Origin of the sequence: Baaleninema sp. (assembly GCF_049974805.1) — a bacterium.
Taxonomy (GTDB): domain Bacteria; phylum Cyanobacteriota; class Cyanobacteriia; order Cyanobacteriales; family Geitlerinemataceae; genus Baaleninema.
Map to the genome: position 1 here is coordinate 1 of NZ_JBNGCO010000133.1, position 11021 is coordinate 11021.

The following is an 11021-nucleotide window of genomic DNA, read 5'->3' on the forward strand; positions in this document are numbered from 1 at the left end:
TATTTAGTCAGCGGCTCCAGTCAAACAGAGGCACTTCATTTAGCACAAAAAAGTCTAAAAGTCAACCCAAAATATCGCAGTCCGTACCACTGGGCCCCGTTTGTTTTAGTGGGATACTGAGTTAATTGTTCTGGAAAAACACATCGACTTCCTCGACAAAATCGCCTAAATTCACCGAGTTCGATGTAAATAACTGGCGCAGGCGTTCCCGGGCTAAATCTCGATCGACATCGTATAGATTATCGATCGAAGCCAACAGTTCCGGCCATACCCCTGCTCGAGCGTAAAACAGAATTCGATCGTCGAGAGGTGGCGGTAGAGCAATAGGGGAGGAAATCCGCTCGATCGAACCGCTCACATAGACGCGATCGCTGTCGCCGCACGTAATCGCAAATTCCCAAGCATAGGATGTCCCTTCAGTGAGCGTCACCGTCGGCGAAACCGTTATGATTCCCGGCGTCTCCGCCAAAGATTCCCGCTGTTCGTAAATTACCTCGTCGTTGCTGAGATCGATGATCGCAAACTCCGCCGTCAAGATTAATTCCGGCGAATCTGACGGATAGGGAACGTAAAACCAAAATTGCGGACGCTCCTGCATCGTAAACAGCCCAAAAGCGTCCCCATCGCGCCCCGGTACCAACGCCGCCAACGATCGATCGAGCCTCGGACAGTCCGTCGAACCAAAAGTCCCCCCCGGAACGCGAGCGCCTTCAGCTTCCTGCTGGCGGCGATTTTGCCAGATTACGGAACTTCCCGCCGGAACCGTATCTTCAACCTCTTGATTTCCCCCTTCTGCCGCCAGTCGGTTCGTCATCGACAGGGGCAGCTTTTTCGCAACCGCCATCGAGTTCGGTTCCACCGCTCGGACGAGGTTCGTCCAACTTGCAACCGCAAGGGCGGCCGCCGTCAATTGAATCGCCGAGTGTTTTAACTTCATAGCAAGTCCCCGATATAGCTATCGATCGATTCGGGCTATCCGTATTGTATTCGCGGTGACGCCGATGCCCGTCAGATACAGCGCCATCGCAGCGGGAACCAGGGGAATCCAACCGCCTTGGCTGAAAACGCCCCAACAGACTCCGTATAACAGGACAAACGCGGCTGTATTCCCCAGTCCCACCACCAGGAACCCGCGCCCCCCACTCAGGTGTTGGCCGGACTGGCGACAAACACCCCAGGCGACGATTCCGCCGACATTGGACCACAGAAACACCCAGAAACCATCGCCCCACGCCGGCCAAGTCCAAATCGGCGGACGTTCTCCCATCGCCGCATCGAGGAGAAAACTCACCGTTTGCGCGTGAACGAACACCCCCGGTATCGTCTCTTCAACGCGCTCGTTTTGACTGAAAGGGGTGCGGTGACGATCGACATGGACTTTATCGACGCCGATGATGACAATGCGATCGCGCAGTTCTCCCTCAAGCAGTTTTTCGTTCCACACCTGTTGTAACGACACCACGTTGGCGATATCGCGGGTATAGTCGCCATAGGGTCGATAGTTCAGCAAAATTTGAAACGCACGATCGATCCCCGAATCCCGGTGATGGTAGCCGCCGCGATGGAGGTTTAACGAGAAAAGCTTGCGATCGCCAACTTGGAAAAACCGATCGTCGGAATCATCCTCACGGGAGATATTTTCCGCTTCCAGATACTTCAACGCCAAGACGACGCTAAACGATCGAGCGGTTTTCGTTTGACAAACCGACTCGTCTCGGATACCTCGAAATAAGAGACTGCGGCGCGTCACCATATCCTCGTCTACCGGAAGATCGACGAAACCGATGGCGTCCACCGGAGACTCGCGGGGAGCTTCGATATCGTCCGAATACAAATTCGATCGATCGAAACAGACCGACACCAACCGACCCTCCGTCAAAGCTTGTTTTAAAGTTCCATAGCGATCGTCAATTTTTCCCAGTAAAAAAATATCCAATCCCATCACGCGGGGTTGATAGTTTTCCAAAATAGAAATCAATCGATCGAGGCTACGATGGGAGAGCGATCGCAGTCCGTAATCCGTTTCTTCCTCCGGTTGGTCGAGAAAATCGATATCCTCTTGCGTCACGCGCACCACCGTAACGCGATCGTCAAGTCCGAGGACGGGTTGCTGTCGCATTAACCTATCGTAAGCCTTCAATTCCCACCGTTGAAAATAGCCCTGCCAGCGTCCCCACAAAACCAATCCCGCCACCATCACCGCGAGAGCGATCGGGTTGGCTAAACTTCGCCAAACCTCCCCTCGGACGTTTCCCTTCTTCGGGAAAACCTTTCTCAAATCGGAATCAGAATCCTTGCGATACTTCAACTTAAAAATAGGAGCGGTTCCGATGCCTTTTAACAGGCGCTCTCCCATAGGTTCTAACGTAGCTCGAATTCGTTTTTCCTGACGAATTAACGCCGCCGTAACCTCCGATAGCAAAATTTGTTTGCCGTTGGCAAAACCCGAGACTCGCGCCGCATAATCCACCTCCTGACCGATAAAATCCGAACCTTCATGTAACGGACTGCCCGTGTGCATTCCGATGCGAACCTCTAAATTGCCAAAAGGTGTAGGAATCGGGTTATTTCGGTGGCTTTCTTGCAAATTTATCGACCATTTTACCGCCTGTACAGGATTAGCAAAAACTAAAAAATAGGCATCTTCTTCAGTTTTAACAACGCGACCTTTGTATTGTTTTAAACTCTCTTCAACTCGCCGACGGTGCGGCAACAAAATCTCCTCAAGATAACTCCGATTTCGTCCGCGAATATCAGTCCCTTCCAAATAATTTTTAATTCCCGTCGAATTCACCAAATCCGTGAATACCATCGTGACAATATCTTGCCGGGGAGATTTGCGGCGTTCGCCCCCCAAACTTTCCCAAGTGGGAGGAATCACCGCCGGATGTTGGCAAATCGTCGGCAACCAACTCGCACAAGGAAACTCTCGTTCCAACCCTTGCAAGCGTTCTCGGGCTTCTCGGACCGATCGATAAAAGGATTTTCCGCCCGCAAAAGCTTTAAGAAAGTATTTTAAAAACGCTTGCGCCACGATATCGGGAACCGGTTCGCGCATAACGATCGACTGAGGAAGCGGCAACTCTTCGAGTCCCCACACCAACCCCAAACCGTCGCAACTGTTAAAAATCGCCAATTGCAACCCGCGATCGATGGCTTGACGCAAGCCGTATTTCAACTCGTCGAGGCTCAAACTATCCGTAGCATTGATGTAAAGGCGGCCTTTACCGTTTTTCGTGTGGCCGTGTCCCGCAAAAAACCAGATATCCCAGGGTTGATCCCACAGGCGATCGTTCAACTCCTGACGCTGGGGTTCCACCAGGGTGGTGAGTTCGACGCCCGGTAAACCTTCGAGGAGGCTGCGATCGCTCTCCGTATCGATACCGCGACTGTCGCCGAGAACCGAGAGAATCCGAACTTTCCCCGGCGGCGTCGAGACTTTGGCGAGGCGTCCGTTGGTACTGGGAACGTGAATCGCCACTTCCACGTTGGGATAGGGTTCCACCGCATCCCACAAATGCCAAGGTAAACGCAAAATCGAGCGGCTGTAACTGCGAACCACCAAGCGGGTTTCTTCAGTCGGGTTCAACTGTTCGAGCCAGCATTCGCGCACAGGGCGAAAGCCCTCGCCGGCTAACCATTGATTGAAGGCCTGTCGGAGGCGTTCGGCGTGGCGGCGACAGTCTTCCCGGCTGCGGTTGGGAGAGCCGTCGTAGGTGATTTTTTCGGGGACGATAGTGCGATCGCTCTTTCCCAGTTGGCGATAAGTGGCTTGCCATTGGCGATAGGTGAGGTTTAAGTCCGTGGTTGGCGGTAATTTTCCCGTAGTTTCCAAGCTGGGAAATTCCCCTTCACCGCCGAGGGTTAAGGTGGCTTGAAACCCCGATGCCATATGGCCGACTAGCTTGAGTACCCCGACTTGAGCCATGTTCGATGTTCGATCGCCTCACGCCTAGCATACTCGACCCGATCGATCTTCTCGATGGGAGAAAGTTTGAAAATTTTGTTGAAAATTTTGTTGAAAATTTTGGCAAATGTCCACCATTTACCACATCCCCGGTATCTCCAAGATACCGGGGATGTCGAGGATTGGTACAGCGCAAGATGTTCCAACGCCCCCTCTCCACTCGCCAACCCTCAAATCGCAAAACTTTCCGTAATACTTTCGTCATCTAACACCAACCGAACACTAAATCGATCGCCCGTTTCGCCGCGAAACTCGAATTGTACGTTGTGATTGTCCTGGCGCGTCTCCGCCTCCATCACCGCTTTATCCTCTTCGTCCAACAACAGCAATTTCAAATGGGGGGGAAGATAAGACGCTTCGATGGGGTACAGTGCCAGCAACAGTTCGATTTTCGGCGTTTGCGTCGTATCCAAAGCCACAGTGAGGGCGATCGCAGTCGAACCGACGGTCAAGCGTTTGGCGCGTTTCACCGTTTGATGTTGCAATCGAAAAGCCAATTCGGCATGAGGCGTCTCGAACAGGGTTTCCAACGCCTGCCAACCGCTCTCGAACACCCCATCGAGCCAGCGACTCAAAACCGTTTGAGGCGGTATCACCAGAGGAGACGCCACAGGAACCGTAACCCGCAGTCGATGGAGGTAAACCAGTAATTCTTCGATGGGTTGAAGATCCCGCGATCGAATCGTCCCTTCCCGTACATGGGGAACGAAGCCCAACAGCGTCGCGCGATCTTGAGTTTCGTCGAGGCGAACCACCGTATACCCGATGCGATCGTCCCGTACCTCCGGCGGCACCGGATACACTGTCGCAGTCGAATCTGTCGAAGGTCGGCATTCCAACCGCCCCAGCCCCACCAAGGGCAAATCGGCGGTGTCGCTGGCAAAGCGGACGGCTGCATTCGAGCTATCCCCGGCCTCGGGTGCCGTGGCAACGCCCATCATCCGCAGGAAATTATCGATCGCGTAGACGGCCAAGGTATTGAGGTATACACGACGGGCTTTATCCGCCGTCGGTTGCTGGCCGGCAAACTGACGGGCGAGTTGTTTGGCGTTCTCGGTCACGGGCATAGAGACAGCCTCTTGTAGAATACGGGATTTGCTGTTCATGGCTGCTTGTTGTGAGTGGAGCGATCGGCCTCGTCGAGATAGCCGTTGGCAACACCGAAATCTCTTAACAACGGCAAACATCGGCGGTTGTACCATTTCGGTAAATCTTTGGTGGCGGCGTCGTCGAGGTTGAATTCCTCCGCGATCGTTTTCCAGGGGGTTTCAGTGGGAAATCGCTTGAGAAACAAGACTTGGCAGTTGATGTCCCGTCGATGACGAAAATAGGTGTTTTGCAGGCGACCGTCCGGGTCGCGACGCACCCAATCGAGGGTGTTGTACCAAATGTCTAAGGCGGGACGAACGTCTTCTCGAGCGGGCAAACCGTCTACAGGGTCGAACGTCGAACCGTCTTCGGTTTTTAAGGGCGCAACTTTACGGTGGGTTTCGCGGCGTTGTCGATCGCGATATCGCCTCAGTCGTCGTTTGAGTTCGTCGTCGAGCCAGGTGGTGACTCGTTTCACCCTGGGGTCGTATTCCTCCAATCGATCGAAGCAGTATTCCCACATTTCCTGCAGAGCGTCGTTGTAGTAGGGGGCGGAATCTCGCCACAGTTTGCCGGATTGACTCACGAGTCGGTAAATCTGGCAAAGCCGCCTTTGGCGCTCGACACTTCCGAGGGGATAGCGTCGAGCTTCTACGACGAGCTGACAGAGCCGTTCGTTGAGATCGTCCATGACTAAGCGATTGGAGTTCAGCGGGAGCGAGGGGGTCTCTGGCGTGCGATCGAACCGCTTTCAGTCTAATCTTCTGGCGGTGCGTCAACTCGCCCTTGGGAGGCCATCGCCACTCGAGGGACTTTCCTCACCCTGCTACTGAGTTACACGAGGCTAAAACCAGGTTTTCGCAACAAAGTCAAGAAATTTTTGTGAATTTTTTGTAAATTTTTGAAAAATTTGGGGTCGATCGCTGCGAAAACCCAACCGTTCGATCGCAGTAACACCTTGGAGGTCGAAAACTGCACCGACTTTCCCAACCCAAGCCGTCCGATGCAGTTCCTTTGGACAGAGTCGAGTGTTACGAGATGAGTCGAAGCGATAGGCAGACCTGGAGATCGAGGGTTTAGGTTTCGGTTCCAGACCTATCCCCCTCATCACCGCCAAGGCGATCGTGACGCAGTGTAAGGGTGGGGTGTTATCTACCAGGTTTTCCTAAGATATCTGACGAACGTAGAGCCATTTTGTTCCACTCCCCCCTGACGATACCTCCCCAACCCTTTTCGGAAACTGCCATGACGGGAACTGCCATGAATTTTGTTCTACCGGACTTTCAACGTTCTCGCCGCCACTCGAACTGTGAGGCTTGCAAGACGATGGATATCGAACAATGTCAAGATGTTATCTACCAGTTTGTTCTACAGCTCGTTCACAAATATTTACCCGAACGCGCCCTTGAGGAATTTCAGTGTTTGTTTTTTAACTACCAACAAACTGACCTCAACGAAGAAACGTTAAAGGCGCTGTTCGAGATGCTATTCAAAAAGGATCGAGACGCCTTTCACGAAACCCTAAAACGATGTTGCTACATCCTGATTAATAACTGGGCAACCGAACGGTATATCGACAATGTATTGAAATTAGTCGAATCCTTTGAAGAAGTCAACTTCGATCGACCCTGCGGTTTGCTCGTGCGATCGCGATTGAACAACTGGCTCAAAGAATTCGTTGAAAGCCAAGACTACCAGGACTTACAACTTTTAGTTTCCAAACACAAATCCGAAAAAAAACAAACCGAAGAATCCCCCAAACATTGGAGCGAACGCTATACCTCCTATCTATTAGTCTTTCAGTATGCCAATCCCGAGAATCCCCAAGAACAACAAGAAATCGCCCGGACGATCTCCAACCAACTCAAATGTCAGTTCAAGTTCGATTTAGCCATGTATATCGCGCGTTCGCAACTCTCGAACGCGCCCAAAAACCGCTTTAAAAATCCCACCGCCTTAGGCGATAGCGTCCTAAAACTTCTGAAAGTTATCGTTGCCAACTGGGATAAATTCGGCTACACCCACCTCGCCCAAAGTTTTTTAACCGCCATCCCCGAATTCAATTTCGCGCAATTCAAAGTCGCCTTACTCAAGTACGTCACCTTTTACGGTTGGATGCCCAAAATCCAACAAAAACTCGAGATGCGCCTCTCGAATTATCTCGATCGCCTGTGCAAGTTCGACGAAGACGATGCCTTAGAAAACTCCATCATCTTAAGAACTTGCAACCGAACCATCGACTTAATCACCACCACAAACGGCAAAACCCCTTCAGACTTATTTGTCTTATTGGCATCTCAAGGCAGCCTGTTAACCCTCGTCATTACCCTGGCGAGATTAATTCTAATCTGTCCCCACGCTCGCCTTCACCTCGAAAAACGAGTCGCCCAACTCGTCCAATACTACATGGACTATCCCGAAGAAGACTGTCACTGGGTCGTATCCTTCTTCGAGTTATTCAACATCATTTTTACCCTCTATATCGACGGAGACACCCAGTACAGCTTACTTCGCAATCCCAACGACGATCGACCGCACCGCTACCGAGAATCCTTGAAAAACTACCAAATATTCTCGCAACACCGCTCAGAATTGAATTACCCCCTCCTCCTCGGATTACCCACTCCCTCAACCTTAAACACTTCGATTCCAGATACCGAAGAAACCTATTTCGACGAAACCCTTTTCCGCGAACAGTAAAGGGTCTTCTGAGATTAGGGTGTAATTTGTTAATTTGGATACAAAATCCGCCGATCGCCTCAAACTCCGACGACTCAAGAGTATAGAGGGAAGCCTGTCTTCCCTCTATCAACCCCCCTCTCCCTGTCCTCTGTGTCTCGGTGTTGAACCTCAACCCCGAGATTCGAGCGATTTCGTCTGAATTTGTTCGAGAAGTCGATCGCGACTTCCCGCCGGTTCCAAACACATCAACCCGTGACAGACGATACCCACCGCCCCCTCCGGTAACTCCGACGCCACCTTCAACACCGTCGTCGGCAAATACCGCTGCGACAACTCGTCCACCTCAGCTTCCGTCGTCCGGGCAACTGTTCCATGTTGGAACCAATCCAACGCCTTCGCCAAACTCGGACAAGCTTGAGGCATCTGCATCAAAATCGGCACGAACGACTGTAACCCCCGTTCGGCGCGGTCCAAATACTCCACCTCTTCCGTCAACAAAGCCAACCGCACCAAATTTTCCATAGCCGTCCCGTTGGCCGCAGGCGTCGCGTTGTCCGTATAGGTTCGTTCCCGAACGATGAGGTCGTCGCTGGCGTCCTTCGCCGCGTTGTAATATCCCCCAGATTCCAAACTCCAGAGATACTCGTCGAACTCCGCCTGTACCTTCAGTGCGTTGTCTAAATACCCTGTCGCCCCCGCTTGGTGTAAGTCCAGCAGCGCCTTAATCAAGAGCGCGTAATCTTCCGACTGCGCCAACACCGAGGCTTCACCGTCGTAATTGAGGCGGTGAAAGCGTCCGTCCACCCATTGATTCTGCAAAATGAAATCGGCGGCGTTCCGGGCGAGATCTAAATATCGCGGTTGCTGGAACGCCACGGATGCCCGCGCCAAGCCGGAAATCGTCAAACTATTCCAGGCGACGATCGCTTTCGTATCGGTGACGGGGGGAATGCGCCCCGCCCAATCTCGGCTTTTCGCCTCCTGGTTGTTGCGGGCGGGGGGAAAGGGGTCGTCAAAGGTGACACCATCGCCGTAGCGCAGGGCGAAGAGTTTGGCTAAGGCGGCTTCTACGGTTTCGCTGAGGGTTCCGCCTCGGCGACGCTGTAAGACGTTGCGCCCCTCGAAGTTGCCGGACGGAGATATGTCGAAGGCGTCGGTTAAGGCAGCGTATTCGTCTTGGCTGAGATGTTGGCGCAATTCGGCATCCGTCCAAACGTAAAATGCCCCTTCTTCGGGTTCTGTGTCGTCGGGTTTCTCGAAGTTATCGGCATCTTGGGCGGCGTAGAAATAGCCTTCGGGGGCGGTCATTTCCCGTTGCAGCCAACTGACGGTTTTCGAGACGGCACGATCGAACGCCGGTTCTTGCATTCCTGCTTGCCACAGATTCGCTAAATACTCGAGAATTTGCCCGTTATCGTAGAGCATTTTTTCAAAGTGGGGTACCGTCCAGGTTTCATCGACGGTGTAGCGATGAAAGCCGCCGCCTACCTGGTCGAAAATGCCTCCAAGGGCGAGGTCGAGTCCCCGTTGTTGGCAGGTCGATCGCGGATCGGCCACCTGTTCCCCTAAGTCGAAGCGCATCCCGTGTAAGGCGGCGTTGGCGTAGGGCATCATGGGGAAACTGGGGGCGCGATCGTCCGGTTCGATGAGTTTGACGCTCACTTGTAAGCCCCGATCGAGTAAGGTTTTGTCGAACAGGGATCGATCGCCCATTCCTTCCAATTCTGGGGGAATCGACGCCACCTGTTGCAACGAGGCCATCATGTCGGTTTCGATGGCTTTGAGTTTTTCTTTTTGGGTGTCGTAATACTGTCGCAGTTGTTGCAACACCTGTAAAAATCCCGGTCGTCCGTAGCGGGGCGTCAACGGAAAATAGGTTCCGCCGTAGAAGGGGACTAAACTATCGGGAATTAGAAAAACGTTGAGCGGCCAACCCCCTTGTCCTACCATCAACTGTAGGGCTTGCATATAAATGCTGTCGATGTCGGGACGTTCTTCTCGATCGACTTTGATGGGGATGAAATTCGCGTTGGCGTATTCGGCTATGCTCTGGTCAGAAAAGGCTTCCCCCTCCATGACGGTACACCAGTGACAGCTCGAATAGCCGATGGATAAGAAAATCGGTTTGTCGTCGCGACGGGCGGTTTCGATGGCTTCGTCGCACCAGGGCCACCAATCGATGGGATTTTCGGCGTGTTTGCGTAAATACAGGCTTTGCGTGTCTGCCAAACGGTTCGTCATGAAGTTTCTCCTTGTGAATCAATTGATTTTGGGTTTTTGGATTTCGATCTATCGGAATTTCACGAATGTTTCAATCGCCCGTTTCTTACGAAGTAGTTTTAATGAAAAAATCACGCAACAACCCTATTTTTAAAATGATTTATTTGCATATATTCTTCGGTTTTTTGTGTTAATCGCAAACAGGATAAAACCCAATATAGGCTATTTTACAATTGAATAAATTTTCTTAGAAATGACTGAAATTCCTCAATGGTATACCCACAGAGAGATTGAAAACCCGCTCGCGGCCAAACCCTCTCCGCCTCCGCGTCCTCTGTGTCTCTGTGGTGTCCTCTCCAACCCGGAAAAGACTTTTATCGAATGTAACAAAAAAATTCTCTTTTTTCAAAGAGAATCTTCAAAAAAAATTATGAATTTCGCGTTTTATTACGCGCCGAGAGGCTTGACTTTTTTCCAATACTCTGATTCGGGAATCGCATCGTTGGGATTCTGCACGCGATCGAGAAACACCAACCCTTCGAGATGGTCGAATTCGTGCTGAAAAATCCGCGCGACAAAATCTCGCAACACCCGACACTGTAAATTTCCAGATCGATCGAGATATTCCACCTCAACTTCCCGATATCGCGGAATCCAACCCCGGCGCCCCGGAACGCTCAAACAGCCTTCCCAACCGAAAGCGCGTTCCTCAGAGTGACGCAAAACGCGAGGGTTGGCCATCGGCGTCGGTTCCAGCATCGGCGCGTCGGGATAGCGAGAATTGGGACGAGAGGCGATAACCAACAAACGCAGGGACTCGCCGATTTGGGGCGCCGCCAAACCCACGCCATCGGCGTCTCGAACCGTCACCAACATCGAATCGATAAGCTGTTGGATATGGGGTTGACGAACGTCGGCGATCGATCTTGCCTTTTCCCGCAATACCGGATGTCCCAATTCCAAAATTTCCATGAAAATTCGCCTCCTTCTGGGATGGGTTCTCTCTGTTTTGACCGAAAATTAGGGGTTTCAAGCCCCGCCCTTCCAGGGCGGCATTTAAAAT

7 protein-coding genes are annotated in these 11021 nt (G+C 52.1%); 1 reads left to right on the forward strand and 6 read right to left on the reverse strand.

The window, feature by feature from the left end; genetic code table 11:
• Positions 1-121 precede the first annotated feature (121 nt).
• The 4 genes from ACP5D4_RS18910 to ACP5D4_RS18925 form a co-directional block, all read right to left on the reverse strand.
• Complete coding sequence (locus ACP5D4_RS18910; RefSeq protein ID WP_428013171.1) at positions 122-937, reverse strand: DUF928 domain-containing protein; 816 nt, start codon at positions 935-937, stop codon at positions 122-124.
• Positions 938-955: 18 nt separating this feature from the next.
• Positions 956-3928, reverse strand: coding sequence for a CHASE2 domain-containing protein (locus tag ACP5D4_RS18915; RefSeq protein WP_428013172.1), 2973 nt, complete (start codon positions 3926-3928; stop codon positions 956-958).
• A 209-nt stretch (positions 3929-4137) separates the two neighbouring features.
• Entirely contained in the window at positions 4138-5073 is a 936-nt protein-coding gene (locus tag ACP5D4_RS18920) for a DUF1822 family protein (RefSeq protein WP_428013173.1), read from the reverse strand.
• The gene (locus ACP5D4_RS18925; RefSeq protein WP_428013174.1) at positions 5070-5747 is read right to left on the reverse strand and encodes a sigma-70 family RNA polymerase sigma factor; all 678 of its coding nucleotides are present in this window, start codon (positions 5745-5747) and stop codon (positions 5070-5072) included. The genes ACP5D4_RS18920 and ACP5D4_RS18925 overlap by 4 nt, the downstream gene beginning before the upstream one ends.
• Before the next feature lie 569 nt (positions 5748-6316).
• Between ACP5D4_RS18925 and ACP5D4_RS18930 the strand changes: the two genes are divergently transcribed.
• Positions 6317-7756: a hypothetical protein gene (locus ACP5D4_RS18930; protein WP_428013175.1), complete on the forward strand. Its 1440-nt coding sequence runs from the start codon at positions 6317-6319 to the stop codon at positions 7754-7756.
• Positions 7757-7906: 150 nt separating this feature from the next.
• Here the strand turns inward: ACP5D4_RS18930 and ACP5D4_RS18935 are convergent, their stop codons facing one another.
• The gene (locus ACP5D4_RS18935) at positions 7907-9979 is read right to left on the reverse strand and encodes a thioredoxin domain-containing protein (RefSeq protein ID WP_428013176.1); all 2073 of its coding nucleotides are present in this window, start codon (positions 9977-9979) and stop codon (positions 7907-7909) included.
• 426 nt (positions 9980-10405) lie between these two features.
• Positions 10406-10930 (reverse strand): peptide deformylase, encoded by a 525-nt coding sequence (def, locus tag ACP5D4_RS18940; RefSeq protein ID WP_428013177.1) that lies wholly within the window; start codon positions 10928-10930, stop codon positions 10406-10408.
• Positions 10931-11021: the final 91 nt, after the last annotated feature.